Raw genomic sequence first — 23,990 nt, forward strand, 5'->3', positions numbered from 1 at the left:
GGATGGCCGCGGCGCAATCGAAGGCTTCAGATGGCACAACGTCAGAGCGGCGATGGCTGCCAAGGGGAACACTTGGGCTGCGCGGGCTGCTGTCGCCGCTCAACGTTGGCGCAGTGGCGTGCCTGGTCTTCATCTGGTGGTTCACCCTCCACCAGCTCACGAAAGAGCACGACCGGCTGATCCGCGACGCCGAAGCACGTACCGAGGTTGAAGCGCAGGCCTTTGGCGAGTACTCGCTGGGCAGTACGCGGCGCGTGTCGGAGTTCCTGCTCGACCTGCGCGCCAGCTGGCTGGCCGGACGCGAGGTATTCGAACAGGTCATCCGCGAACGGCAGGAAGTCGTGCGCGACCTGACCTTCCAGGTGTCCGTCATCGATGAGAACGGGATGCTGCTCTACTCCAGCATCGGCCCCGTTACTGAGCGCGTTGACCTCAGCCAGCGCGAGCACTTTCGCGTGCACAAGGAATCGGGCGGGCACGATGCCCTGTTCATCAGCGATCCGGTCCAGGGCAAGGTCTCGAAAAAATGGTCGATCCAGTTCACGCGCCCCATCCTCAAGGCTGGGCGCTTTGCGGGCGTGGTGGTGGTGTCGGTCAGCCCGGAGCAGTTTGCCGGCTTTGCGAACACGCTCACCGTGGGCAAGAACGGCGTGGCCACCATCATCAAGGATTCGGGCCTGATCATCGCCCGCGTGCCCGACCCCGCCGTCGGCATGGAGAAACCACCGCGCAAGCGCCAGTTCAACGAACCGGGCGCGCCGGAAACGGGTAGCTACCGCGTGGTCTCTGGCACCGACGGCGTCGAGCGCATCATCGGTTATCACCACGTGCCCGAGATCGGGCTCTACTTTCTGGTTGGCGAGTCGGTGGCATCGGTGCTGGAGCCGTTCGAGACGTACCGGCACACCGCCGTGGTGGGGGGCATCGCCTCCACATTGCTGATTGCGCTGCTGTATCTCACGCTGCGCCGGCAGATGGCGGAACGCAAGCGACACCTGGAAGAGATGCGCATGGCCTCGCTCGTCTATGCGTCGAGCAGCGAAGCGATGATGGTGACGACGCTCGACGGCGAGGTGGTGGACGTCAACCCGGCCTTTACCATCACCACGGGCTACGGCGCGCAAGAATTCAAGGGTCAGCCCAGCGACGCCATCCGCTCTGAATGCAATGAGCGCGCCGTGGTCGACGCCATGCGGACGGCCGTTGCCGACAAGGGCACGTGGAGTGGCGAATACCTGATCCGCCGCAAGGATGGCAGCGAATTCCCCGCCTTGCTGACCATCGACACGTTTGCCGGCAGCGCGCTGGGTGAACCGCGCCGCGTTGCGCTCATCCACGACATGACCGAGAAGAAGCGTGCGGAAGAGGTCATCTGGCGGCAGGCCAACTTCGACACGCTCACCGATCTGCCCAACCGGCACCTGTTCTATGAACGCCTGCGCCAGGAGATTGCGCGGGCCCGTCAGGCGCACACGCAAGTCGCGCTGCTGTTCATCGATCTGGACCGCTTCAAGGAGGTGAATGACACGCTCGGCCACGACCAGGGCGACATCCTGCTCAAGGAGATCGCACGCCGCATCTCCGCCATCGTGCGCGGCACCGATACGGTCGCGCGGCTGGGCGGTGACGAGTTCACCATCATCCTGCCGGACCTGTCCGACGCGGGTGCTGCCGCGCCCATCATCCGCAGTCTGCTGGCACGGATAGCGACTCCGCTGCAGCTTGGTCAGGAAAGCGTGGAAGTGTCGGCCAGCATTGGGCTGGCGCTCTATCCGCGCGATGCGGACAGCGCGGAATCGTTGCTGGTGCGGGCCGATCAAGCGATGTTCGCGGCCAAGAGCGCGGGGCGCAATCAATGGGCCGTTTTCACCCCGGCGTTGCAGCGCGCAGAACAGGAGCGATTGCGCATCACGAGCGACCTGCGCGTAGCACTACAGCAAAACCAGCTCGCGGTGCACTATCAGCCCATCGTCGATATGCATACCGGCAAGGTACGCAAGGCGGAGGCGCTGATCCGCTGGACACACCCCGCGCGCGGCGAGATCGATCCGGCGGATTTCATTCCGGTGGCAGAAGACTCCGGCCTGATTGTCGAGATCGGCAAATGGGTGCTGAACGAAGCGCTGGACCAACTCATGCACTGGCACGCCACGCTGGATGACACGCTGCAGGTCTCCGTCAACAAATCGCCGGTGGAGTTTCGTGCCAACGCCACAGGAGATACGTCCTGGCCCAAGGTGGTGATGCGCAGAGGCATTCCACCGCACAGCCTGGTTGTCGAGATCACGGAGGGCTCATTGATGGCCGACAACGCCGATGTGGTCGAGCACCTCAATGACTTCCATCGCGCCGGCATCGACATTGCGCTCGACGACTTCGGCACCGGGTACTCGTCGCTGTCCTACCTCAAGCGCTTCGATATCGACTGCATCAAGATCGACCAGTCATTCGTGCGCAGCCTGGCGGACAATCCAAAAGACATCGCACTGTGCAGCGCCATCGTGAGCATGGCGCATGCGCTGCGCATCAAGGTCATTGCCGAGGGCATCGAGACCGAGGAGCAGCGGGCCATCCTGGTTGCCGCCGGATGCGACTACGGGCAGGGCCACCTCTTCTGCCCACCGGTGCCGCCAGCGGCCTTCGAAGCCTTTGTGGTCGAGCGGCAGCTCGCCGAAACCTAGACGCCGCGGCCAGCGCCCACACTGGCACCCACCACCGCGCGGTTCTTGCCGCCGTGCTTGGCCTGATACAGCGCCAGGTCAGCCACTTCGATCAGCGTGGTGATCGGCACGTCGTGCTCCGGGCTGACCATCGCGCCGCCTACGCTCACGGTCACGTACGCGCCCGTGGACGAATGGACATGCGGCACCTGCAGCGTCTCGATTGCGCTACGGATTTTTTCAGCCAGGACCCGCAGCCCCTCGGCGCTGGTGCCCGGCAGCACCACGGCAAACTCTTCGCCGCCAAAGCGCGCGGCCAGATCACCGGGGCGACCCAGGCACGCTTCCACCGTGCTGCCGATGCGCTTGAGCACTTCGTCACCCGCCACGTGGCCATAGGTGTCGTTGTAGAGCTTGAAGTTGTCGACGTCGATCATCAGGAACGACAGCGTCGTCCCTTCGCGTGCACCGCGCCGCCATTCCGCGCTCAGGTATTCGTCAAGGTAGCGGCGGTTGGCCAAGCCCGTCAGACCGTCGGAGTTGGTCAGGCGGCGCAGTTCCAGGTTGGCTTCCAGCAACTGCTGCTGCGACTGGCGCAGCGCGCGGTACGCCTCATCGCGCTGCAGCAGGTTGACGTACGAGCGCGAGTGGTAACGGATACGCGCAAGCAGCTCGATGCGGTCCGGCAGTTTGACAAGGTAGTCATTCGCGCCCGCAGCAAACGCAGCGCTCTTGATGACCGGTTCTTCCTTGGTAGACAGCACGATGATGGGCACATCGCGCAGCACCGGGTTGGCGCGGTAGTCACGTACCAGCGTCAGGCCATCGGTGCCCGGCATCACCAGGTCTTGCAGGATGACAGTGGGCCGCGTCTGGATGGCGGCGATCATCGCCTCATCCGAGCGGGCGCAGTAGTGGAAGTCGATGCCGTCCTCGCCGGCCAGCGCCTGGCGGACTGCCTCGGCCACAATGGCCTGGTCATCCACCAGCAGCACCATCACCGGTACGTCGGCAGCGGCCGGCGTACGCAGCAGGGTGCGCGCCGCTTCCAGTGCGGCTTCCGCTGCCGGGATGGGCTTGTCGTCCGAGCCATCCGGGCCGCTTGGCCCCTCAGGGCCGCGTGGACTGTCGTGAGGTTGGTTGGTCATGTGATGCTCCCCGGTTTTTGGTTATGTGTTGTCGATCATGGCCCGTGCCGCTTTCATTTGCGCACAAGCACCATGAGTTCATCGGCAATGCGGCCGAGCGGCAGGATGGCGCGCGCTGCGTCCAGCGCCGCCGCTGCCTTGGGCATGCCGTACACCGCGCTGGACGCCTCGTCCTGTGCGATGGTGTGATAGCCCTTGGCACGCATGGCCTTCAGGCCGATGGCGCCATCGCGCCCCATGCCCGTGAGCAACACGCCAATGGCTATGCCTTGCCAGTGTTCGACCAGGCTGTGAAAGAACACATCCACCGACGGCCGGTACGGCGTGCTGGCAGGCTCGCGTGTGTAGCCGAAGGTGCCGCCCCGCAGCGCGTGAATGTGGTCGTTGGTGGCGGCCAGCAGCACCTCGCCAGCGCGCGGGCGATCCCCCTCTACGGCCACCCGCACGTTCAACGCGGTCTGGCCATCCAGCCATTCGGCCATGCCCGCGGCAAATGCCTGGTCCACATGCTGAACCACGGCAATGCTGGCCGGAAACTCCGCCGGCAGCTTGCCCAGCACAGCCGCCAGCGCGGTCGGGCCGCCCGCAGATGCACCGATCGCCACCAATGGCGCTGCTCCGCCGCGCACGGGTGCAATGGCGAGTGGCTTGGGCATGGCGGGCTTTTCCAGCAGGCGGCCGATCTGGTCGATCTTGGTCAGCAGCGGGTGGTTGCCTTCGGCATCGGTGCCACTGGTCAGCGTGGGTGTATCGACAGCATCGAGCGCCCCCGCGCCCATCGCCTCGTACACGCGCCACGCGTTGGCGCCCACGCTGCTGGTGACCACCAGGATCGCGCACGGATGGCTCGATGCCATGATGCGGCGGGTGGCCTCCACACCGTCAAAGCGCGGCATGATCAGGTCCATCAGCACCACGTCGGGCGGCTGCGCGGCGCAAAAGTCCACCGCTTGCGCGCCATCGGTCGCCACCCACAGCACACGGTGCTCGGGCCTGCGCGCAATCGTACGGCGCATGGCTTCCACCGCCAGCGGCATATCGTTGACGATGCCGATGTTCATGTCCGCGCCTCTCCAATCAGGTCTCGCACTGCGTCGAGCAGTGCTTCATCGTGGAAACTGCCCTTGGCGAGGTAGTAATCGGCACCGGCTTCCAGCCCACGGCGGCGATCCTCCTCCCGATCCTTGTAGGACACGACCATCACCGGCAATGACTTGAGCACGGCATCGCGCTTGATGAGCGTGACCAGCTCGATGCCATCCATGCGCGGCATGTCGATGTCGGTAACGACGAGGTCGAACTGGGCGCCACGCAAGGCATTCCAGCCGTCCATGCCGTCCACGGCCACGGTGACGACGTAGCCGCGCTTCTCCAGCAGCTTGCGCTCCAGCTCGCGCACCGTGAGCGAATCATCCACCACCAGCACATGCTTGCGTTGCTGCACGGCCACGCCCTGCCCGCGCTGCACTTTCTCTAACTGGCCGCCGCGCACAAGCTTGTCGACCGAGCGCAGCAGGTCATCCACATCGACAATCAGCACCGCATCGCCGTTCTCCATCAGCGCCCCGGCGGCGATGTCGCGCACCTTGCCGAGCCGTGTATCCAGCGGTTGCACGACCAGCATGCGCTCGCCCAGGAAACGGTCGACAGCAATGCCATAGGTTTCTGCGCCCTCGCCAATGACGACCACCGGCACGCTGTCGCGCGCCTCACCCTGCGGCTGCGTGCCAAGCAACTGGTGCGCCATCACCAGGCCCACCGGGCGGCCGTCGAAGCGGAAATGCTGCTGCCCTTCGAGCATATCGATCTCGGTGCGGGCCAGCTCCAGCGTGCGCCGTACGTACGCCAGCGGAAACGCATACGCCTCGCCGCCCACGTCCACCAACAGGCTGCGGATGACCGACAGCGTAAGCGGCAACTGCAGCATGAAGCGCGTGCCGCGGCCAGGCTCGGTCTGGATGCGCACCGTACCGCGCACGGCCTTGACCATCTCGTGCACAGCATCGAGCCCGACCCCACGGCCGGACAAGTCCGTCACCTGCTCGCGCATCGAGAAACCCGGCAGCAGCAGGAAGTCGAGCAGTTCATGGTCCGACAGGCGGCTGGCGGTATCAGCATCCGACAGGCCGCGCCGCACCACCGCTGCGCGCACGGCTTCCAGGTCGATGCCCGCACCGTCGTCGGCCACGGTAATCAGCAGCTTGCCGGCGCTGTGGCGCGCCTCCAGCGTGATACTGGCCTCGGCGGACTTGCCCTGTGCCTCGCGGGCTTCCGGTGGCTCTACACCATGGTCAATGGCGTTGCGCAGCAGATGACCCAGTGGGGCATCGAGCATGTCGAGAATGTCGCGATCGACCTGAGTGGCTTCGCCCACGATGGCAAAGCGCACGCGCTTGGCCAGCGAACGCGCCAGATCACGCACCACACGCGGATAGGCGTGCGTGGCATCGCCAAACGGGCGCATGCGGCATTGCAGAGCTTCGTCGTAGAGTTGCTGCGCAAGGTGGGTGCTGCGGCGGTCAAAGCGGTCGAGATCGTCGATGTGCTCACCCAGCGTCTGTTGCATGTGGCCGAGCATCTGGCGCACGTCGTTGAGCGCGGCGTGCATGTCGGCATCAGCATGGGGGTCTAGCCGCTCGACCAGGGTTTCGTAGAGCGTATCGAGTGCCAGCGTGGCTGAGCGGTGGCTGCGCTTGACACGCAGCATCGACTCACCGAACGGCTTGAGCCAGCGGGATTCCACCAGCGATTCACCGGACAGGCTCAGCAGCCGGTCCAGGTTGTCGGCGCGTACGCGCAGCATGCGGTGCGGATCGCGCGCGGTGCCGATCGGGGCGCGATGCGGCACCTCTGCCATGGGCTCGGACTGTGATTCGGTTTGCGGCGCCGGCACAGACAGGGCCTCCACCTCGGCATTCAGCAAGGCCATCGCGGCCTTCAGCGTTGCGTCTTCGGCGGCTTGTTCGGGGTCCGCAAACGTTGTAGCAACAGGCACGGCGGCGACACCGTCGGCGGCAGAGAACGCGGCGAGCACAGCGTCGATCTCCGCGCGCGGCACCTGCCCTGCGGTGGCGGGCTGGCCAACACGCAGCAGCAGATCCGTCCCGCGCAGCAGCACATCGATATGCGCGGCGGTCAGCACCAGTGTGCCGCGCTGCGCAGCCACGAACCATTCCTCCATGCGGTGCGCGACGTCCACGCCATCCTGCAGGCCGACGATGCGCGCGGCGCCCTTGAGCGAGTGCGCCGCACGCATGCAGGCTTCCAGCGCGGCGGCGTCGGTGGGTGTACGCTCCAGCGTCAACAAGCCGGTGGACAGCACGCGCGTCTGCGTTTGCGCCTCTTCGTGGAACAGCGCGAGCAGCGATTGGCGGCCCAGATCGTCATCCACGCTCATCGCAGGCTCCGGGCAATCGAATCAAACAGGCGGTCAGCATCGAGCACGCCGATCGTGGTCTCGCGCCAAGCCAGCACGCCCCGTGCGTGCGCCGTGGCGGCGGCGATCAAGGTGGACGGCACCGGCAGCAAGGCAGACGCCGGAAAGCGCAGCACACCCTCCACTTCATCCACCGGGAAGACAGCCGGCGCATCCTGGTGCGCGGCCACTAGCAGGCGCGCATAGCCATTTCGGCTCCCATGTTTGCCGCTGCCCGAGAGGTCCAGGCCCAGCAGCTCGCCCAGTGACACCGCCACCGTCAACGCGCCGCGAATGTTGACCAGACCCAGCACCACCCGATTGCGCCGATGCGGCAGCGAATGGATGGCGCGCGGCGTGTCGATCTGCCGCAGTGCGGTCGCGGGCAGCGCCAGCCATTCGTCGGCAATGCGGAAGACGAGCACCGCCAGCTGTGCATCGGCGTGGTCGTACGCACCGAGCGGTTCGGCGTTGCGGTGGGCGCGCGCGGCGGCTTCCAGATCGTCCTGGCTCAGCGCGCGGTCGAGCAGTGCTGCAGCACCTTGTTCAAAGACGGGGCAGTTCAGACAGCGCGTATGTGCCGGCAGGTGCGGACAGGACTGATCGCCGCGGGTGCCGATGCGGTTCCAGCAGTCGTCAACGAGCGTGGTCACGCCCGCGTGATCATGGACGGCGTGCGCCATGCGTTCCTCGTGTGTACTCCGGTGTGTCGGATGGTGCGGACGGTGCCCTGCCCTGGCGCGCCAAGGCCCGCTCCGCGCGCAGCATGAGCTGGCGTGCGCCGACCGTGTCACCGGCCACGTCCAGCAACGCGGCCAGGTGGGTCAGGGCTTCGTAGTGCGCCGGTTCCAGGTACAGCGCCTTGCGGTAGAAATCGCCCGCATCGGTGTGGCGGCCGCGTGCATCGGCAATCAGGCCGAGCAGGTAGAACGTATCGGCTTCGGGCGCCCGCAGGTTGGCGATCTCCAGCGCCACGTGCTCGGCCTCGTCAAAGCGGCCGGCGTCGGCCAGTCGGCGTGCTTCCGCCAAGGTGGGCGGCTCGGGCAGCAGGGCGTCCAGAACAGGGATGGCCGGTACGGCCAAGGTCGCGGGCCGTGCCGAAAACGCGGGAGCCGGCTTGGCGGCAGGCACGCGCGCCGCAACCGGGCGCACGGGCACAGTCGGCAGCGTAATGCCGGGCAAACCCACCGGCACCGCAGCGGGCTTCTCGGGTGGCAGCGGCAAGCGGAACGGTAGTGGTGTCCGCGCACTCGTCTCCCCCGCAGGCGTGCGCTGGAAAGCAAACGCCAGCGGAATGCGCGCAGAACTCATCGCATGGCGCATCATCAGGCCGGTCTCCGCCGGGCCGACGAAGATCATGCCGTCGTCCGCCAACTGCGAATCGAGCCAGCGGATGGCTTGGTCCTGCGCATCCCGGTGGAAGTAGATCAGCACGTTGCGGCAGAAGATGAAGTCGTAGCGCGTGTCATCGGCCGGCGCATCAGAAAGATTGGCCTGCGCAAAGCGCACCAGCCCACGCACGGTTTCATTCAACTGCCAGCCGCCTTCCGCCTCGGTGAAGTGCCGCTCGCGGAACGTGAGCGGATGGCCGCGAAAAGCGTTGCGCCCGTAGACCGAGCGCTTGGCCACATCAAGTGCGCGCGCACTGATGTCGATCGCGTCGATGGTAAAGCGCGCGGGGTCGATGCCCGCATCGAGCAGCGCCATCGCGGCCGAATAGGGCTCCTCACCGGTCGAGCATGGCGCGCTCAGGATGCGCAGCACGCGCATCGGCTCACGCACGAGCTTCTCACCAGCCAGACGGGCGAGTGTGACAAAGGCTTCGCGGTCTCGGAAGAACCAGGTTTCAGGCACCACCAGCGCTTCGATCAACGCCTGCCGCTCTTCCGGCGAGGTGTTCAGGCGCAGCCAGTAGGCGTCGAGCGCTGCGGCATCCACCGTGCTTGGCATGCCGCGGGCGGCCAGCATGGCACGCGCGCGGTCCAGCACCACGCGCTCCAGCGTGTTCGTGCCGAGCGATGGCGCGTCAATGCCGGTCTCGTGCGAGAGCCAGGCTTCAAATCGAGGGTCAACGGCCACCATAACGATCAGGCCGGTTGTCCGACGGCGGCGGCCGGAAACAGCAGCGCACGTGCCTGCGCATCGAGCATCGCTTGCGCATCGACACGCTGCACGAGGCCATCTTCCAGGCTGGCGACGGGCCCAAGCCAGCGCGCGTTGGGCGTGGCGATGCCGCTGTCGGCAAAATGCGCCGCATCAATGCGGCGCGTGTGGGTAGCGTGTTCGACGATCAAGCCGAGCAGCGGTGCATCTTCGCCACGCGAGTCTGCTTCGTAGTGCACCAGCACCAGGCGAGTGGAGCGCAGCGGCCGCGCCGGGCGCCCAAGTGCAAGCTGCGGCACGTCAAGCACCGGCACCGGCGTGCCATGCCGCTCGATCACCCCGGCCACCCATGCGGGCGCACCCGGAATCGCCTTGGGTGCGGCCAGCGGCAGCACTTCGGCAATCTGCGCCACATCGAGCGCATAGCGGTCGCCATCGAGTTCAAACAAGAGGTAAAGCATGGCGATTCTCGCTACAGCAAAAAACTCCGGCAGGCGTCAGGCGTCGATCTTGAAACGCGACACGCCGGTACGAAGCTGGTTGGCCACCAGCGTCAGGTCATCAATCGCCTGCGACGACTGGCGCAGCGATTCCGCCGTCTGCTGTGCGGCTTCGGACAATTGCGACAGCGCCTGCGTGATCTGCTCGGCGCCGGTCGCCTGCGTCTGCATGCCTTCGTTCACCATCTGGAAGCGCGGCGCCAGCGTCTGCACCTCGGTAATGATCTGCGAGAGCTGCGTGCCGACCTGCTGCACGTCGCGCATGCCGCGCCGCACTTCTTCCGAGAATTTGTCCATGCCCATCACACCGGCCGACACCGCAGACTGGATCTCTTTCACGGTCTGCTCGATGTCGTAGGTGGCCACGGCCGTCTGGTCCGCCAGGCGACGGATTTCGGTGGCAACCACCGCAAAGCCGCGGCCGTACTCGCCGGCCTTTTCGGCCTCGATGGCCGCATTGAGCGACAGCAGGTTGGTCTGGTCCGCCACCTTGGTGATGGTCGACACCACCTGGTTGATGTTGGTCGCCTTCTCGTTGAGGATCGCCAGCTTGGCGTTGACCGAGCCCGCCGCCTCCATCACGCCGCGCATGGTGTCTTCCATGCGGGTGAGGCCGCTCTGGCTGGCGCCGGCCAGCGTGGCGGACTGCTCGGCCACGCTGGACACCTCGTTCATCGTGCGCAGCAAGTCGCGCGAGGTGGCGAAGATCTCGCGCGAGGTCGCACCGATCTCGGTGGTGGTGGCGGCCGTCTCAGCAGCGGTGGCCTGCTGCTCTTTAGAGGTGGCGGCAATCTCGGCCACCGAGGTCGTCACCTGCAAGGAAGATTTCTGCGCCTGCGACACCAGGCTCGCCAGCTCTTCGGCCATGCGGTTGAAACCCGCTTCCAGCGTGCCGAATTCATCGCTGCGGTGCAGATCCAGCCGACCAGACAGGTTGCCAGTGCGCATGTTGTCGTGCACCTGCACCAGCCGCGCCATCGGCACGGTAATCGCCTTGTGCAGGATGTAGCCGAGCACCAGCGCCGCCAGCAACACCAAGCCCAGCGCCACGGCCAGCGTCACCTCGGTACCTTGTACGGAGGTGCGGATCTGCCGCGCCGACTCATCGGCCACGGTACGGTTATCGGCAACGAGCTTGTCGACGAGGCCGGTCGCCTCTTCCCAGGCCGCAGTGGAACGCAGTACGACTGCCTGCGCAGCCGGCTTGGACGTACGTGCCAACTGCATCGCCTCGTTAAACATCACCAGGTATTTGTCGACCGCCGTGCGGTAGGCCCGGAAACGCTGACGATCGTCTTCGCGGTAGATGGTGCCCTCGTAGGCGGCCGAATGCTGGTCGAGATCACGTGCGATCTGCGCAGCACGCTCCAGATCACGATTGGTGGTGGCGGTATCAGCATCCACAAACAGGGCACGCTCAAGCGTCGCGTGGCTGTTGCGCGTGGCCGCACGCAGCGAGGTGGACAAATACAGCCCCGGCACAGAGTCACGCTCCAGGCTCAGGGCTTCTTCGTCAATGACGCGCAGGCGGTCATACGACACCGCTGCCATGATGACCATCAACACGAACAGCACACCAAAGCTGAAGACGATGCGGTTGCCGAGTGAGAACCGGCCGCCGCGAAGCATGCTTGCCAGGGTTGCGTTGCTGATGCGGGGCGTCGCAGAAACCATGTTGAAACCTATGAAACAGATACGGGAAGACATGGAAGCGGCTCGCGGAGCACACCTCACAAAACTGTGTTGAATGGTAAAGGAACGTATCGGCCACCGGAACCGAAACCTTTGCAATTGGGCGCAAATACGGGTAAGTCCTTGCCCGGACAGCGATGAGCGACATTCCAGTCATTCGGCACGGTGCGACGAAAGCGCACACCATGAGCGCGCGTTGTGCCGGGCAAACGCGCAAAAGAAACGCCGGTTTCAACCACCGCGCACGGCACGCGCAAACGCTTGCACCACGTCTGCAGAGGCATCGGTGATGGCCCAGTAGCCCATGCCGGCGCTGCGCCAGACCATCAGTTGGTAACCGCGTTCTGTGCGCAGGGCGGGCTCGGTGTCGGCGCCGCCCTCGGGACGCACGTACAGATCGACCGGATGCTGCGCAGAGCGGTACACCAGCACCGCTACCGGGCGGCCGTCGACGTAATCCAGCCGCCCGCCGATGAGCGGGAAGCCGCGCGTGGCGAGGTCTGTGACCGGCGGCGCGTAATCGATACGGCCGTTGAACCACGGCTTGACTGTGTGGCGATCCGACGACAGCACATCGGTCTCACGTGCGCCCAGCAGCGCCCGCACGTGGCTGGCGGTGATGTCGTGTGCGGTCAGTGCCACCGTGTCGGGCCGGCCAACCAGCACCCCCACACCCAGCGCCACGGCCGCCAGAGTGCCCGCCGCCAGGCCCAGGCCCCGGGTTGGCGTGATGAGCCATCCGGCCAAGCGCTGCCAGGCAGACCCGCCCCGGCGCGGTGCACGGGCACGCGCCACCGGCGCTTCATGCCGTACGCCGGTTTTGGCCTGCGCTTCAACCTGTACAGCGTGCATCACGCGCTCGCTCAAACCCACGGGCGCCTTCATGTACAGCGCGGGCGCACGCAGCCCCTGGCGCAGCGCGCGCACCACAGCGTCGTGGCGCGTCGCAATGTCCGTACACGCCGCGCAAGTGCCCAGATGCGCTTCCATGCGCAGGCTATCGGCCGCACCGAGTTCGCCATCGGCGCGCGCGGCCAGCAAAGCGCGGATGTCGTCACAGGTCATGGCGGGCCTCCTTGGTACTGTTTCCCGCGCCGCCCGATGCACGGATCGGCGTGACATTGGTGCGTGGCGGCGCGGTGTCTTCGGTCAACAGGCGCGCAAGCTGCTGCCGTGCACGCGCCAACCGCGACATGACCGTGCCGATGGGCGCATCGACCACGGCGGCAATGTCGCGATACGGCAGGTCTTCCAGCTCGCGCAGCACGAGCACCTCGCGATACGGCACCGGCAATTGCGCCAGCGCGGCATGCACCCGGCGTACGTCGTCGATACGGGCGAGCAGCGCGGCTGGGTCCACACCGTAGCTGGCGCCATCGTCATCAGCCTGGGCCTGACTGGCGGTGGCTTCGTCATTCCACGGCTGGGCGGGTGCCTGCTTGCGGCGCGCGCATTCCGAAAACCACGTGTTGCGCACGATTGCCAGCAGCCACGGACGCCCATCGCCGCCTCGAAACCCGCCAAACAGCCGGAACGCGCGCAGGCAGGCTTCCTGGACGATGTCATCGGCGTCCTGCGCATCGCCCGAGAGCCAGCGCGCCAGGTTGTAGGCCGCATCGACATGCGGCAGCACCGCCTGGGCAAAGCGCTGGGCGTCGGTGGGCAGATCGAGCGTGGGGTCTGACAGGTCGGACATGGCGGCCTGATAACGATTGACTTTCGTATACCGGGGTGCGATCCAGTTTATTCCCGCCGAAAGAAATTTCGTTGAAAACGCGCGTTTCGTGGAATACGCACCCACGCCGGCCGGTATGACAGGCAGGACCGGCGCTCCACCCCGCTTCATCCTTCTCCGTTGCGCTGGATCAACGACCGAATCAGCAACCCAACGCAGGGGACACCCCATGAGCAAACAACCCGGACGACGCCAGTTTCTGCAACTGGCCGCGGTCGGCGGTCTGGTGTATGCCTCCGGCCTGCCCGGCTGGCAGGCAATGGCCGCAACCGCGCGCGCCGCAGGCAAGGCTGGCGCCGCGCAGGAAGACTTCTACTTCGTGCAGCTATCCGACACCCACTGGGGCTTCAAGGGCGCGCCCAACCCCGATGCACGCGGCACGCTGCCCAAGGCGATTGCCGCCGTGAATGCGCTGTCGCCCGCGCCGGACTTTGTCATTTTTACGGGAGACCTCACCCACATCAGTGACGACCCCGACGAGCGCCGCAAGCGCCTGCAGGAATTCCGCGACATCGCCGCCCAGATCAAGGTGCCGGTGGTGCACTACATGCCGGGCGAACACGATGCCTCGCTCGACAACGGCGCCGCCTACATCGAACTGTTCGGCCGCACACATTACGCGTTCGACCACAAGGGCGTGCACTTCATTGCCATCGACAATGTGTCGGACCCAGCCGCACGCGTGGGCGAAGCACAGCTTGCCTGGCTGGCAGCAGACATCCGCTCGGTGCCGGAACACACGCCCGTCGTCGTCTTCACGCACCGGCCGCTGTTTGATCTGTACCCGCAATGGGACTGGGCCACGCGCGACGGTCAGCAGGTGATCGACCTGCTCTTGCCACACCCGAACGTGACCGTCTTCTACGGCCACATCCACCAGGAACACCACCACATGACGGGGCACATTGCGCACCATTCCGCGCGCTCGCTGATGTTCCCGCTGCCAGCGCCACCGGCGCCGGGCTCGCAGGCCAAGCGCAACCCGGTCCCGTGGGATGCCGCCGCGCCGTATCGCGGCCTGGGCTGGCGCAGCATTACCGAGCACGGCAAGCAGGATGCCGCCACCTGGGCACTGGCCGAACAGCCCATCCAGGCCAGCAGCGAGGCCAACGCCACCACCAAGACCCCGGAGACCACCTGACATGCGCCCTACTATCCAGACTTCGCACAACCCCAGGCGGCGCCTGGCGCTGCGTCAGTTCACCGTACTCGCCGCCGGTGCCGCACTCGCCTGCGTTGCGCATGGCGAAGGCCCGCAGGTGATCCGCGTGCACGCGCGCAAGTTCACCTTCACACCCGACAAGATCACGCTCAAGCGCGGCGTACCCGTGGTGTTCGAGTTGACCGGGCAGGACATCCTGATGGGCTTTTCGATTCCGGATTTCAACCTGCGGGCGGATGTGGTGCCGGGGCAGACGGTGCGCCTTGCGCTCACACCCGACAAGACCGGCACGTTTGATTTTCTGTGCGACATCTTCTGCGGCACGGGGCATGAGACGATGAATGGGACGTTGACCGTCACCTGAAGCAAAGCTACCCAAACCAGAGAACGCCCTGACTACTCAGGGTGTTTTCTTGGATGATTGATCGATGGCGAGGCCAGCCTCGATCTCCGGATTAGGTTCACCATCCTTAGTGGCAACCAACCCTTTCGGCGCCAGCGGAATCAAAGGCAGAATCAGCGCGTACACCACGGTGGTCGCAATCACGCAGTACGTGAATCCGAGCGTAGGGCTGCTGCTGTAGATGCGCGAGCCGAGCAGATCGCCTGCACGCGCCGACAGCGCAAACACACCGTCCACCAGCATCATCAGCGTGCCTTGCAAACCCGGCGGACAGGACCGCATCGCAAGGTCGAGATACGCGGCCGTGGCAACACCGCCCATCAACCCGATCGGTGCCGCCAGGACCAGCGCGAGATCGGCCGAGTGAATGAAGGCCAGCGGAATCATCTGCGGCACGGCGACGATCGTTCCCCACCACAGTAGCCGATTCAGCGAGACCTTCTTGCACAGAAAGCCATACAGCAGAAAGGTCGGGATGAACGCGGCGGCGAAGATGCCGTTGTAGTACGAGTAGACCGAATCCGACGCATGCAACGTGTTGGTCAGATAGAACTGCAGCGGCGTGGCCGCGCCCGGCGCAAAGTTCCACAGGAAGCAGATGAGCACAGCCGGATAGACCGCTCGATGCCTCACCAGCCGCCGGACATTGCCCACGAAATCCGTGCCCCTGGCTTGCGGCTTCTCATAGGCATCGCCAAAGACAGACGCGGGCCGCCAGAGACCCAACACAGCAATCGATAGCGTGAACGCCGCCGCCAGCAAGAAGGCCGCTTTCGGGGCCAGATGATCAGAGATGACGCCGGAGGCAAATGCCCCGGCAACAACCGGAACCGTGCTCACCACATTCAACAGCGCGCTCAGCCGTCCGGACATGCGCTTCTCCTGGCCCACCAACGCGATCAACCCCTGATAGGCCGCGGCGACAAATCGGGAAGACAGCATGGCCAGCAGCATCCAGACCACCAGCGCCGGGTACGAGAGCCCCGAGAACGCCATGCCGATCAACGCCAGCGCCGTGGCCGGCGCGAAAATCAGAAAGAAGCCGCGATCGCGCAATCCCAGCGGACTCCATTGATCGCGCGCCAGGCCAAACGCAAACGCGAGGTACACCGGGATCCCCGTCAGCAGGCGGAAGGTCGAGATCTGCGTTGCCGTTGCATGCAACTGGTTCTTGAGCAGGTACGCGGTCTGGATGTCGACCAGGTAGCCGGCCGGCGTGGCCAGCGTGATGAAGAGGGTGAGGCAACCGAAATACAGCAGGGTCTGATCGCGGCGCTTGGCATCATGCCCTTCCAAACCCACGGAAACGTGTGCGGACCGAAAAGCGCGCCAGCGGTTGGCGACGGCTTTTGATTGGGCGGAGAACTTCGTTGCCACGGCAGCGCCCCCCCAGGGCGACAACTGGCTAAAAGCATGCGCCGTGTGACCGCACCGGGTCAACGGGCGCCAACGAAGAATCGACCTCAAAGCGCAATCGACCCCATGCTAGGATGGCCGCTCCCCGGCAGCCGCCCTATCCAGCCCATGCGCCCATGACGACCATCTACGCGACCCTCGGCGTGCAGTCGGACGCCACCCTGGATGACATCAAGCAGGCCTATCGCCGTGCCGCGATGAAGTGGCACCCCGACCGTAACCCCGGCCGTGAAGCCGAGGCCTACGCGGCGTTCCAGGAAATCCGCGAGGCCTACGCGATCCTCTCCGATGCAGAACAGCGCCGCGTCTACGACGAGGTGTTCGCGCAAGAGATGCAACGCTGGCAGACCGAGCGCGATGCACAGGAGGCACAGGAGCGAGAAGCGCAACGCGAGCGTGAGCGCATTGCGCAGGAGCACTACGAGAAGATGGTCGCCGTTGCGATGCGCTTTGCTGACGACGACCACAGTCGGGACGTGCTCTTTGGCGTGCTGCTTGGCAGGGACTGCGAGGCGGAGCTGGCGGCGCGCATTGCGGATAGCGTGTGGGCGTTGCAGGAAGCGCGGCGGGCGAGTGTGGTTACTGCGGAGGTACCTGACACCGAGGTTGCCTCGACGCCTGAAGCGACACAGCCGCAGCATCAACCCAGCGCGTTCGAATCGTTCTGGCAGGGGTTGTTTGGCCTGCGGCAATAACTATATTTGAGACGCCCTGACCCGCTCAGGGCGTTGTCGTTTGCGGCTGAGCCTAGCGGCGCTCAACTGCGGCCAGTGCATCCCATGTATCTGGGTTCAACTGGCACCCCTCCAGCGCGAGCAGCACATACGCGCCAATGGCATCGAGAAACCCCGCGCGATATTCCAATGGGCGTGCGCCCAGCACGTAGTCCAGCGTTTCACGCAACAACGCAGGCTGGAACATGCGATGCCGATGCAACGAGCGCTGCGTGATCCGCAGAAACCGCTGCGCGCGTAGCGCGCCAGATTGGTATAGCGTGGGGACAGATGGGGGAGGAGATGGGAACGACGCGGGGCGAAGCCCGCTTTGAGGAACAGCCATGACGTCTCCTGACGACACATCGATCATGGGCTCGCTTTCCGCGCTGCTAAACGAGGGTGGCGGGCCCGCGGCGAGGTTAGCAGACTGGTGTCAGGACCCAGTAGACCTTGCGGTCTCCTCACCCGGCCCGCCTTTGAAGACGGGCGTGAGTGTACACAATGAGCGTTGGCGTTCATTGTCCCGACCAGGGCTGCTAAACCCGGACCTTCGTTGGGGCGAAGGCAGGTGGATTCTATTGAGCATCTTGGGACGTGAACATCGCCGAATTCCTAAAGTGCGACGACCGCGCTTTAGTGCCACTCGATCAAGATGTTGAAGCGAAAGAACTTGTGCAAATACGAAGCCTCATCTACTCGCACGTGCGATCAGTCGCAAGTCATCCTCGGCCACTTCATAGTGGATCAGTCCGTAGGTGGGGAACTCGACCATGAATCCCGTCTTGAGGTAGCTCCATTGCTCGGCTGTGTGTTCGTTGCTGTACGCGCCGTCCTCGATCGAACACACAACGACGCCACCGTCATCCGCGCCAAGACCAACGTGGTCACCAACCCTGACTTCCTGTCCGTCGGCGTATCTCATGGTCATGTCGTTAACGCATTGGGTGGTACTTGCCCCACCCAAAGTAGTCGTTGCGTTTCTGCGCGGCTTCATCGTACGAGTCCGCTTCGAACGAAGTCAGCAATGCAGCCTTGCCCTCGTACAGAGGCTGCCGTGTTTCAAACTGCCCCTTCTCCAGGAGAGTGATTTGCGAGCCGCCAGCAGGGTCAACAATCTGCCATACCTCGTAGGTCTTCATACCGCTGCCTCTATGCATTCCTTGCAGCGAAAGCCTTGACGTAGTCGTCCACCGTGGCAAGTGCGGTGATGTCGATTTTCATATCCCGCTGCGTTGCACGCCGGGCTGCAAGATCGCCCAGCACGTCCAGTTCTTCGCTCGTTATGAAGTAAGCCCCTATGTCGGTTCCGAACCGATCGCTTGGGCGCAGCTTACTCGCCGGCACTCGCAATGTGTCCGCGATCTCGTTCCAGAGAACACGGACATCCTCACGTCGATGCTCAGTCGGCACAGGATTGGATGGGAATGCAAGACGTAGCTGTTTCTCGATTTGAATCGCACGGGCATCAAGCATCCTGGTTAGCACAGAACGCGCGGAGCGCGAGCTCCAGCCTTACAAGCCGGAATCAGGCGACATCAAATCGCCACCAAAATAGCTGTCAAAGATCTGTCCCTTCAAAGTGAAATTCACCATCCAGGAATACTCCCCATTCCTCTTCGGGACGATACCGTCCACCAGGGCTGCAATTCTCTTTCTGTCCAGAGGCGACACATCACTCACCCCATCTGTCACTACAGAAAGAAGAACAAATTGGAAGTCGTCCTGTATTTCATAGGAGATGACCTCTTTTCCGAAAGGAGAGAGTTTTGCCATTTCCGAAACGCAACTCTCTGCGATCGCGTCATCAATCATCAGCAGTCCTTTGTCCAACCTACTCCATTGGGTGGTACTTGCCGTAGCCCAAGTAGTCATAGAAGACCTGGTTGGCCTCCTCCCAACTGTCGGCCTCGAACGTTTTCATCAAGACCGAATCCTCTTCGAAGATACCTTCTGTCGGAAATTTTTTAGCGAAACACAAGGCGTCATCTCTTACATAGAGAGCGAGATACGGCTCTTCCACTTTACTTCCTATGCAAGGCGCCAATACTCCCGTAGGCAACAAGTAACGGTGAACAGTATGCTGCTTGCGTCATAAGCGTACTTGGTGGTGGCGCCATCAGGTGCAGTGATGCTGGCGACGCAGCCTTTTTTTTCGTAACCTACGCAAAACAAGCCAAGCTCAACTTCCCGTTTCTTTGCCAATTCTTGGGCCGCTATTGGTCGTAATCTATACAGAACAGGCCGAGCTCCGTCTCTAGCTTCCCCGCCAGCTTTTCTGCCACCGATCTTGACGCCACAACAACATCTTCGAGAGCAAATATTGCTTTACCAGAACTCTCTACTTTATCCACCGAGATCACCTTCAACCTCCCTGAAAACCCCTCCAACTCGAAAAACTTTCGACCTTCGAACAAATCCACCACCTCCCCAACGTTCGGAAGACTCTTAACCTCAATATCTCCAGTCGCATTTCCATATGCACTAACCGGAGAATCAAATATACTGAAATCGATATAAATTTTCATGATTACAAAGGAGCTCCAGGAGTCAGCAACGTTGTAGCAGCAGCCGTTTCTATCGACATATCACAACCCATTTTTCTACCGAGATAAATCATGGCCCATATGTTTGCTATGCGGCCGTCTAGATCCTTAACGTGCCCTATCCATGTCGTATTAGTCCCCGTTACCGCTGGATTTGGAGTGTCGTACGCATTCTTATACAACACCTTATCGTTAAGCATGTTATTCATTTTGACTTTCGCTTCCTTGATAGCTGTCTGCGCCGCGTCCTTCAGGGCAGTACAGGGATCCGCGCTTTTCGAGCACGTTCTATCGTAGTGCCGCTCCTCAAGCCGAGTCATGCCGGGTGGACGAACCTTCGACATTACCGCCGCCGCACCCGAATCAAGTGCATCCTCCGGATAACGAAGCCCCGTCGTTGGCAATGAAACGTTGGGAATCGGCGGCAACGCCAGCGCTCCTCCAGCTCCGGGGGCGGGTATCACCTGCGCATGCGCTGAAGCTATCAGTCCGGCGAGTTGCTGCTTCATCCAATCAAGCACCGCGTACCAGCCACGCATGACCATCTCGCGAAACGACTGCACGACAGTCTCATCGATCGTGAACGTACCAGTTGGACTCGCCGCCGTTTGGGTCCCTGTATCGCCTTGAGGAGCCGGGACGTTGTCCAGAATCTGGGTTAGCCGATGCGCTGCATCGTAGACATAACGCATCACTAGAGTCTGGGGCCCTACCATCGCAGTGCGCAGGCCGATGGCGTCGTACTCGTAGCGGACGTGCTGCTCACCATAATCGTAGTCAGTCACCCACCCACGTGCGTTGTAGCCAAACTTGATGGCAATACCATTCACATCGACCGCCTCCAACACACGACCTGCTGCGTCGTAGAGGGTAATGCGCCCGGTTTTCCCGTCCGGATTGGTCAGTGTCTGCAGATTACCTTGACCGTCATAGGCGAGCGTCCAAGTGCCGGTAATTGCCCCATCTGTACGCTCCGTTGCCGTCAAGACGTGGCCGCTATCGTCGTACGTCCAGTCGGTACGCTTGATGGATCCGGATGCTGCCGCGGCAAAGGCTTGGCTACCGTTCGCATCACCAGTCGGCGTCACGGTATGCGACAGCAAATTCCCATTCGCATCATAGGAAAACGTGTCAATCTGATTCGGCGCAGCAACACGCGTGACCAACCATTGCTGCGAATCCCATTCCGTGGTGGTGGTCTTCGCATCCGCAGTCCCGGCTCCGACTACGCGCTGCGTCTCGCGGCCGAGGGCATCGTAGACATACGTCGTCGTGGAGCCGTCATAGCCCGTCTTGCTTGTCGGGTTGTTGTTGGCGTCGTAGCTGGTGCTTTGCGCTGTGCTGCCACACGTCGGACAAGGCGCCGATACCCCCGTAGGCAACAACACGCCGTTTTGCTTGAGGAAGGTGTATGTGCTGGTCGTGCCCGACGGCTGGGTGACGATCGTCTGGTTATTCGCTTGGTACTGGAACTGATAGCGATCCGCCCCCGCCGTCAGCTCACTGGTGATTGCCCGGCCCTGATCGTCATAGGCATAGGTGGCATACCGCACGCCGGCTTCGTCGATCACGCCGGTCAGTGCGGTGGGGAAACGCGTGTCTTCGTACACGTACTGCCGCACCGTGTTGTCCGGCCAGGCGACGGAGGACAGCATGCCGCTGGCATTGTAGGCGTACATCGTTACGGCGCCGTCGGGTGCGGTGATGCTGGATACGCGGTTTTGGGTGTCGTAGGCGAAGGTCAGGCTGCGGCCGCTGGGGGCAGTGACTTGTGCAAGTTGAGCCTTCGCGTTGTAGATGAGCGTCGTCGTCCGGCCATTGCGCTCACGGACAGATAGCAGTTTCCCGTTTGCGTCGTATTTCTCAACCTCACCGGTATTTGTCACGCCATACTGCCAGCCGGTCACTTTGCCATTGGCATCTGTCAGCGGCTGTAACGTATCTTGCGTACCAGACGCCACCCAGTTTGCCCCAGTCTTCAGAAAGACCAGCGTCGAGCCATCGCTTCGCAATGCAGAAATCTGCGGCACTACATACGCAAGGAAATTGGTGTCTAGTTGGCGCTGCCAATTGAATACCCACCGGCCGACTCCACCATTTGATGCGAAGACGCTGTTGGAACGATAAGACCGCGTCAGCGGTAAGTCCGCGCTGCCGCCATTGTCGGTTTCCAGAAGAATTTTGGTGCCGGTTCCGGGGATGACTGGATGGCCAACCGCACAGGCTAGTACGGGCGGGGGTGGAACTGGGGGCTTGCACGAGCCATCCGACTGAAGAATGTAACCAAAAGCGCAACCAGGAACGCGACTAGCCATCGCAAAGTTGTCATCACCGAACACTGTCGGTCGCCAACACGCATAGGCAATCGGGCTAGCCTGGGTGACCTTGGACACCGTCATGTTGTAGTGCGCCGCATAGTCAACACATGCGGCGTCCGGAGTATCGAAATTGCTATAACCGGCTGTCCACCATATCCCCGTCGACTGTGCGCTTGAAACTGAGCTCAGGCCAAAGGCAAAAACCGCAAATATCACGTAGGCTAGCTTTGGGAAAAGGCCAAGCCCCCCATTTTTCGGATGCCGTCGAACCTGTCGAAGTACTTTGAGCTGCGCCATCCCATCCCCAGCGTTGTCATCTTCTTGGAGACATGACTCTCATGACTCTCGTGCCCGCTTACAAGTCAGAATTTCTTTCACCTGTTTTCAGGGAAATTTCTATCGCATAAGCTATCGAGCACTGCGTTGACTCCACCTCTGCGGCGCATGCACAAGGCAAGCAAATGGGACTACTGCCACAACCCGCCGTTGACAACACAAGTCCAATCCACCAAGCTTGCCCCCATGCTTCGTCACACCACCTGCCTCGCGTCGATTATTCGCACCACTCCAAGAATGGTGGGTTAGCGCGCGTCAGCCGGTAGCAAACGAACCCGCCCCCCGAGGCGGGTTTTTTGTGCCCGCCTCCTGAACCCTCCCCTATCAGGAGCTTCTCATGTCGCTGCAATCGCAACCGCCCGCCGCCGCATCCACCCAGGCCACGCTGCATCTGGTGTGCGGCAAGATCGGCGCCGGAAAATCGACGTTAACGCAACGGCTGGCCGACGCGCCCGCAACGGTGCTGCTGAGTGAAGACACCTGGCTCGCACACCTCTATCCGGGCGAGATCACGAGCGTGACCGACTACGCCCGCAGCGCGCGCCGCCTGCGTGCCGCGTTGACCGACCACCTCTGTGCACTGCTTGGCGCAGGCATTTCCGTTGTGCTGGACTTTCCCGCCAACACACCCGCCAGCCGGGCGTGGATGCGCGAAGTCTTCGAGCGTGCAGGCGTCGCACACCAACTGCACTACCTGGACGTACCCGACGCGGTCTGCAAGCAGCGCCTGCACGATCGCAATGCAGCCGGTACGCACCCGTTCGCGCCAACCGATGCCGAGTTCGAAGAGATCACGCGTTACTTCGTTGCACCCACGGCAGAGGAAGGCTTTCACGTGGTGCGGCACCCATGATCATCTGGTTCATCTGGCGCCCAACAACCGACACTCCGCCGACAACGCCAACAGATTCGGATCGCGCTCCCGATTGCGCTGCATCACCAGCACAATGTGCTGACTGATCGCATAGCGTGCCGCCAGCGGAATCAGTTGCACCTTCGGGCTGAAATCCGCCACGCGGCGCGGCAGTAGTGCGTAGCCGATGCCGCCGCTCACCAGGTTCATGAGCGAGAAGATGTCGCCCACGCGCAGCGCAATCTGCGGTGCAAAGCCGGCCTTGTCGAAGGCGGCCATGAAGTCGTGGTACGTCGCAAAGTCATCGCCCAGCGCCACGAACTTTTCACTGCGCACGGTTTGCAGGTCGATCTCCGCCGACGCGGCATACGGCGAGTTCAGCGGCGCCGCGAAGAGGATCTCGTCGTCAAACATCGGCACCGTCAGTAGATCGGGATTGCGCAGTGGCTCGCCCAACGCGATGACGATGGCATCAAGCTGGCCGTCTTCCAGCTTGGCCAGCAGGCTGCGGTTGGAGCCCAGCGTGAGTTCAATGTCGAGTGCCGAACGGCGCGTCTTCAACCCGGCGAAGATGCGCGGCAAGGTGCCCACCGTCATTGAGTAAAGCCCGCCGATCTTCAGCGTGGTGGATGAAAACCCTGCCGCCTCGCGCGTGCGGCGCACGCCGGCTTCGCATTCGGCCAGGATGTGCTCCACATGCTCGGCAAACACGTAGGCGGTGGACAGTGGAATCAGCTTGCGCCCGTCGCGCTTGAAGAGCGGACAGCGCAACCCCTCTTCCAATGAATGCAGCGCGCGGTGCACGCTCACCGTGCTCTGCCCGAGCGCCTCCGACACGCGCGCCATGTTGCCCAGCGTCATGAAGGACTGGAACACCTCCAGTTTCTTCAACGTGATCTCTTCGTCGATGGCCATGTGGGTGCCCGCCCGTTCAATCGGATTCCGCCATTGTTTCATTAACTTCAAGTTAACGAAACTGTGGGTAGGTTG

General features: G+C 63.1%; 23 protein-coding genes. 5 read left to right on the forward strand and 18 right to left on the reverse strand.

Translation table 11 applies throughout. The features are described from left to right. Positions 1-2 precede the first annotated feature (2 nt). Complete coding sequence (locus R2N11_RS04050; RefSeq protein WP_316680232.1) at positions 3-2,681, forward strand: bifunctional diguanylate cyclase/phosphodiesterase; 2,679 nt, start codon at positions 3-5, stop codon at positions 2,679-2,681. On the opposite strand, the gene R2N11_RS04055 is transcribed toward R2N11_RS04050, so the two are convergent. The 9 genes from R2N11_RS04055 to R2N11_RS04095 all read right to left on the reverse strand — a co-directional run bounded on the left by R2N11_RS04055 (position 2,678) and on the right by R2N11_RS04095 (position 13,214). Further along, positions 2,678-3,808, reverse strand: a complete 1,131-nt coding sequence (locus tag R2N11_RS04055; RefSeq protein ID WP_316680233.1) for a diguanylate cyclase domain-containing protein — start codon at positions 3,806-3,808, stop codon at positions 2,678-2,680. The two genes, R2N11_RS04050 and R2N11_RS04055, sit on opposite strands and share 4 nt — an antisense overlap. A 53-nt stretch (positions 3,809-3,861) precedes the next feature. Then, positions 3,862-4,869, reverse strand: coding sequence for a chemotaxis response regulator protein-glutamate methylesterase (cheB, locus tag R2N11_RS04060; protein WP_316680234.1), 1,008 nt, complete (start codon positions 4,867-4,869; stop codon positions 3,862-3,864). Continuing rightward, positions 4,866-7,205: a hybrid sensor histidine kinase/response regulator gene (locus tag R2N11_RS04065; RefSeq protein ID WP_199031152.1), complete on the reverse strand. Its 2,340-nt coding sequence runs from the start codon at positions 7,203-7,205 to the stop codon at positions 4,866-4,868. Before R2N11_RS04065 ends, cheB begins: the two co-directional genes overlap by 4 nt. Continuing rightward, a complete protein-coding gene (locus tag R2N11_RS04070) occupies positions 7,202-7,906 on the reverse strand; it encodes a chemotaxis protein CheW (RefSeq protein WP_316680235.1) in 705 nt (234 codons plus the stop codon). Before R2N11_RS04070 ends, R2N11_RS04065 begins: the two co-directional genes overlap by 4 nt. Then, complete coding sequence (locus R2N11_RS04075; RefSeq protein WP_316680236.1) at positions 7,887-9,305, reverse strand: CheR family methyltransferase; 1,419 nt, start codon at positions 9,303-9,305, stop codon at positions 7,887-7,889. Before R2N11_RS04075 ends, R2N11_RS04070 begins: the two co-directional genes overlap by 20 nt. 5 nt (positions 9,306-9,310) lie before the next feature. Continuing rightward, entirely contained in the window at positions 9,311-9,787 is a 477-nt protein-coding gene (locus tag R2N11_RS04080) for a chemotaxis protein CheW (RefSeq protein WP_199031155.1), read from the reverse strand. Positions 9,788-9,823: 36 nt separating this feature from the next. Next, complete coding sequence (locus R2N11_RS04085) at positions 9,824-11,500, reverse strand: methyl-accepting chemotaxis protein (RefSeq protein WP_199031156.1); 1,677 nt, start codon at positions 11,498-11,500, stop codon at positions 9,824-9,826. A 249-nt stretch (positions 11,501-11,749) separates the two neighbouring features. Continuing rightward, entirely contained in the window at positions 11,750-12,583 is an 834-nt protein-coding gene (locus tag R2N11_RS04090; protein ID WP_199031157.1) for an anti-sigma factor family protein, read from the reverse strand. Beyond that, positions 12,573-13,214 (reverse strand): RNA polymerase sigma factor, encoded by a 642-nt coding sequence (locus R2N11_RS04095; protein ID WP_316680237.1) that lies wholly within the window; start codon positions 13,212-13,214, stop codon positions 12,573-12,575. Before R2N11_RS04095 ends, R2N11_RS04090 begins: the two co-directional genes overlap by 11 nt. Before the next feature lie 208 nt (positions 13,215-13,422). On the opposite strand from R2N11_RS04095, the gene R2N11_RS04100 reads away from it, so the two are divergent. Together R2N11_RS04100 and R2N11_RS04105 are read left to right on the forward strand one after the other, a co-directional pair. Then, entirely contained in the window at positions 13,423-14,394 is a 972-nt protein-coding gene (locus R2N11_RS04100) for a metallophosphoesterase family protein (RefSeq protein ID WP_316680238.1), read from the forward strand. Between the two features lies 1 nt (position 14,395). Continuing rightward, positions 14,396-14,779 carry a cupredoxin domain-containing protein gene (locus R2N11_RS04105; RefSeq protein ID WP_199031160.1) on the forward strand — a complete coding sequence of 128 codons (384 nt, stop codon included), beginning with the start codon at positions 14,396-14,398 and terminating at the stop codon, positions 14,777-14,779. A gap of 36 nt (positions 14,780-14,815) precedes the next feature. Here the strand turns inward: R2N11_RS04105 and R2N11_RS04110 are convergent, their stop codons facing one another. Next, positions 14,816-16,120, reverse strand: coding sequence for an MFS transporter (locus R2N11_RS04110; RefSeq protein ID WP_316680239.1), 1,305 nt, complete (start codon positions 16,118-16,120; stop codon positions 14,816-14,818). 230 nt (positions 16,121-16,350) lie between these two features. Here R2N11_RS04110 and R2N11_RS04115 point away from each other — a divergent pair, with 230 nt between their 5' ends. Beyond that, positions 16,351-16,929, forward strand: coding sequence for a J domain-containing protein (locus R2N11_RS04115; protein ID WP_316680240.1), 579 nt, complete (start codon positions 16,351-16,353; stop codon positions 16,927-16,929). A 52-nt stretch (positions 16,930-16,981) separates the two neighbouring features. On the opposite strand, the gene R2N11_RS04120 is transcribed toward R2N11_RS04115, so the two are convergent. The 7 genes from R2N11_RS04120 to R2N11_RS04150 form a co-directional block, all read right to left on the reverse strand. Beyond that, positions 16,982-17,293, reverse strand: coding sequence for a hypothetical protein (locus R2N11_RS04120; protein WP_316680241.1), 312 nt, complete (start codon positions 17,291-17,293; stop codon positions 16,982-16,984). Positions 17,294-17,638: 345 nt separating this feature from the next. Continuing rightward, complete coding sequence (locus R2N11_RS04125; protein ID WP_316680242.1) at positions 17,639-17,878, reverse strand: hypothetical protein; 240 nt, start codon at positions 17,876-17,878, stop codon at positions 17,639-17,641. 4 nt (positions 17,879-17,882) lie between these two features. After that, positions 17,883-18,089, reverse strand: coding sequence for a hypothetical protein (locus tag R2N11_RS04130; RefSeq protein ID WP_316680243.1), 207 nt, complete (start codon positions 18,087-18,089; stop codon positions 17,883-17,885). A gap of 10 nt (positions 18,090-18,099) precedes the next feature. Then, positions 18,100-18,423, reverse strand: a complete 324-nt coding sequence (locus tag R2N11_RS04135; protein ID WP_316680244.1) for a hypothetical protein — start codon at positions 18,421-18,423, stop codon at positions 18,100-18,102. Between the two features lie 39 nt (positions 18,424-18,462). After that, the gene (locus R2N11_RS04140) at positions 18,463-18,762 is read right to left on the reverse strand and encodes a hypothetical protein (RefSeq protein ID WP_316680245.1); all 300 of its coding nucleotides are present in this window, start codon (positions 18,760-18,762) and stop codon (positions 18,463-18,465) included. A gap of 401 nt (positions 18,763-19,163) precedes the next feature. Then, positions 19,164-19,475, reverse strand: a complete 312-nt coding sequence (locus R2N11_RS04145) for a hypothetical protein (protein ID WP_316680246.1) — start codon at positions 19,473-19,475, stop codon at positions 19,164-19,166. A 2-nt stretch (positions 19,476-19,477) separates the two neighbouring features. Next, positions 19,478-22,108, reverse strand: coding sequence for an RHS repeat domain-containing protein (locus R2N11_RS04150; protein WP_316680247.1), 2,631 nt, complete (start codon positions 22,106-22,108; stop codon positions 19,478-19,480). A gap of 376 nt (positions 22,109-22,484) precedes the next feature. Here R2N11_RS04150 and R2N11_RS04155 point away from each other — a divergent pair, with 376 nt between their 5' ends. Beyond that, on the forward strand, positions 22,485-23,000 hold the full coding sequence (locus R2N11_RS04155; protein ID WP_199033017.1) for a P-loop nucleotide/nucleoside kinase family protein: 516 nt from the start codon (positions 22,485-22,487) through the stop codon (positions 22,998-23,000). Between the two features lie 9 nt (positions 23,001-23,009). Here R2N11_RS04155 and R2N11_RS04160 read toward each other — a convergent pair whose 3' ends face one another. Next, entirely contained in the window at positions 23,010-23,915 is a 906-nt protein-coding gene (locus R2N11_RS04160) for a LysR substrate-binding domain-containing protein (protein WP_316680248.1), read from the reverse strand. Positions 23,916-23,990: the final 75 nt, after the last annotated feature.

Origin of the sequence: Ralstonia flaminis (assembly GCF_958415495.1) — a bacterium.
Classification (GTDB): Bacteria; Pseudomonadota; Gammaproteobacteria; order Burkholderiales; family Burkholderiaceae; genus Ralstonia; species Ralstonia flaminis.

Excerpts from the sequence above, each read along its gene's own strand:
- R2N11_RS04120 (WP_316680241.1), bottom strand. The coding sequence starts at position 17,293 with ATGGCTGTTCCTCAAAGCGGGCTTCGCCCCGCGTCGTTCCCATCTCCT.
- R2N11_RS04075 (WP_316680236.1), bottom strand. The coding sequence starts at position 9,305 with ATGGTGGCCGTTGACCCTCGATTTGAAGCCTGGCTCTCGCACGAGACC.
- R2N11_RS04080 (WP_199031155.1), bottom strand. The coding sequence starts at position 9,787 with ATGCTTTACCTCTTGTTTGAACTCGATGGCGACCGCTATGCGCTCGAT.
- R2N11_RS04070 (WP_316680235.1), bottom strand. The coding sequence starts at position 7,906 with ATGGCGCACGCCGTCCATGATCACGCGGGCGTGACCACGCTCGTTGAC.
- R2N11_RS04155 (WP_199033017.1), top strand. The coding sequence starts at position 22,485 with ATGTCGCTGCAATCGCAACCGCCCGCCGCCGCATCCACCCAGGCCACG.
- R2N11_RS04050 (WP_316680232.1), top strand. The coding sequence starts at position 3 with ATGGCCGCGGCGCAATCGAAGGCTTCAGATGGCACAACGTCAGAGCGG.
- R2N11_RS04095 (WP_316680237.1), bottom strand. The coding sequence starts at position 13,214 with ATGTCCGACCTGTCAGACCCCACGCTCGATCTGCCCACCGACGCCCAG.
- R2N11_RS04160 (WP_316680248.1), bottom strand. The coding sequence starts at position 23,915 with ATGGCCATCGACGAAGAGATCACGTTGAAGAAACTGGAGGTGTTCCAG.
- R2N11_RS04145 (WP_316680246.1), bottom strand. The coding sequence starts at position 19,475 with ATGAAAATTTATATCGATTTCAGTATATTTGATTCTCCGGTTAGTGCA.
- cheB (WP_316680234.1), bottom strand. The coding sequence starts at position 4,869 with ATGAACATCGGCATCGTCAACGATATGCCGCTGGCGGTGGAAGCCATG.
- R2N11_RS04150 (WP_316680247.1), bottom strand. The coding sequence starts at position 22,108 with ATGGCGCAGCTCAAAGTACTTCGACAGGTTCGACGGCATCCGAAAAAT.
- R2N11_RS04100 (WP_316680238.1), top strand. The coding sequence starts at position 13,423 with ATGAGCAAACAACCCGGACGACGCCAGTTTCTGCAACTGGCCGCGGTC.
- R2N11_RS04125 (WP_316680242.1), bottom strand. The coding sequence starts at position 17,878 with ATGACCATGAGATACGCCGACGGACAGGAAGTCAGGGTTGGTGACCAC.
- R2N11_RS04130 (WP_316680243.1), bottom strand. The coding sequence starts at position 18,089 with ATGAAGACCTACGAGGTATGGCAGATTGTTGACCCTGCTGGCGGCTCG.
- R2N11_RS04085 (WP_199031156.1), bottom strand. The coding sequence starts at position 11,500 with ATGGTTTCTGCGACGCCCCGCATCAGCAACGCAACCCTGGCAAGCATG.
- R2N11_RS04115 (WP_316680240.1), top strand. The coding sequence starts at position 16,351 with ATGACGACCATCTACGCGACCCTCGGCGTGCAGTCGGACGCCACCCTG.
- R2N11_RS04140 (WP_316680245.1), bottom strand. The coding sequence starts at position 18,762 with ATGATTGATGACGCGATCGCAGAGAGTTGCGTTTCGGAAATGGCAAAA.
- R2N11_RS04135 (WP_316680244.1), bottom strand. The coding sequence starts at position 18,423 with ATGCTTGATGCCCGTGCGATTCAAATCGAGAAACAGCTACGTCTTGCA.
- R2N11_RS04065 (WP_199031152.1), bottom strand. The coding sequence starts at position 7,205 with ATGAGCGTGGATGACGATCTGGGCCGCCAATCGCTGCTCGCGCTGTTC.
- R2N11_RS04055 (WP_316680233.1), bottom strand. The coding sequence starts at position 3,808 with ATGACCAACCAACCTCACGACAGTCCACGCGGCCCTGAGGGGCCAAGC.
- R2N11_RS04090 (WP_199031157.1), bottom strand. The coding sequence starts at position 12,583 with ATGACCTGTGACGACATCCGCGCTTTGCTGGCCGCGCGCGCCGATGGC.
- R2N11_RS04105 (WP_199031160.1), top strand. The coding sequence starts at position 14,396 with ATGCGCCCTACTATCCAGACTTCGCACAACCCCAGGCGGCGCCTGGCG.